Annotated in this window: 2 protein-coding genes; both read left to right on the top strand. The window is 36.3% G+C overall.

Annotated elements, in window-relative coordinates; all coding sequences use genetic code 11:
• The coding region (locus ACHABW_RS25760; protein ID WP_435759882.1) for a Mu transposase domain-containing protein at nt 1-653 on the top strand (653 nt) is incomplete at its 5' end.
• The coding region (locus ACHABW_RS25755) for an ATP-binding protein (protein WP_435759880.1) at nt 653-1346 on the top strand (694 nt) is incomplete at its 3' end. The genes ACHABW_RS25760 and ACHABW_RS25755, both read left to right, overlap by 1 nt.

The raw sequence follows: 1346 nt of genomic DNA, 5'->3' as shown, positions 1-1346 counted from the left end.
CTGGTTCTCGTAAAAAGGTGTTTGAGGAAGAAGAGAAATCCTACCTTCAACAGCTTCCTCAAACACGTTACAAACTTACGGAATGGAAATCAGCAAAAGTTCAACTGAACTACCACATCCAAGTTGAACGCATGTATTATTCCGTTCCATATGATTATGTCCGTGAGCAAGTCGATGTGCGACTAACCACGGATCTAATTGAAGTTTACTTCAAAGAAGCTCGAATTGCATCCCATAAAAGACTAAATGGTGAGATAGGTCAATATTCTACAAACATCGATCATATGCCTGATAATCATCGATTATATCTAGAACATAATCCTGAAAACAATCGCAAATGGGCAGAAACGATTGGAACTTCTATGGTGCAATTTGTTTCTTATATCTTAGAAATGAATGTTGAAAAGAAAGCATTAAATATCCTTAGTACATTAAGAAATCTATCAACAAAATACCCGAAAGATGAACTCGAAAATGCAACACAAATATTACTAGAAATATCAACAAACCCTACGGTTTCTGTATTAAAGGGTGTACTAGAAAGAAGTAAGAAGCGAAAACAAAATCAAAAGGCAAATACAAATAGTGATCAAACGAACAGCGATAACTATGCATTTGTACGTGGAGCTAAATACTTTGGGGGGAATAAATAATGATGAATCAAGAAACGTTACGTAAGTTAACTGAAATGAAAATGGGTGCAATGGCAGAAGTATATCAGCAACAAGGGCAGAATAAGGAATATCAAGGCATGGATTTTGATGATCGTTTCAACCTTTTGGTAGATTATGAGTATGATCGTCGTAAATCTAATAAACTCGAACGACTAATTAAACAAGCAACGTTTAATGAGCCAACTGCAGCTATAGAAGATGTAGAGTATCATCCCGATCGGAATCTAGATAAGAAATTAATTCTAGAGTTAGCAACAGGAAACTACATTCAAAATCACCATAATATTATTTTAATGGGGGCATCCGGGAACGGAAAAACTTGGATATCTAATGCGTTTGGGGTCCATGCATGTCGGCAACTTTATAAAGTAAAGTATATCAGGTTACCAGAATTACTTGATGAATTGACTGTAGCGAAGTATGAAGCTGATGGTAGTTTCCGTAAGATCATTCAAAAGTATAAGAAGATCGACCTATTGATACTTGATGAATGGTTATTAACCGAGCTTTCAGAGGAGCATGTACTTCATGTGTTGGAAATCATTGAGGCGAGATTAAAACGAGCCTCGACTATTTTCTGTTCACAATTTTCACCAGAAGGTTGGCACTCAAAGCTAGGACAGGCACAAGTAGCTGATGCGATTCTTGATCGTATTGTTCATGATTCTCATA

The organism is Salipaludibacillus sp. CF4.18, from assembly GCF_051262595.1.
GTDB lineage: Bacteria > Bacillota > Bacilli > Bacillales > Salisediminibacteriaceae > Salipaludibacillus > Salipaludibacillus neizhouensis.
Note: the sequence above shows the minus strand (reverse complement) of the source record. Positions and strands in the feature narration are given on the sequence as shown.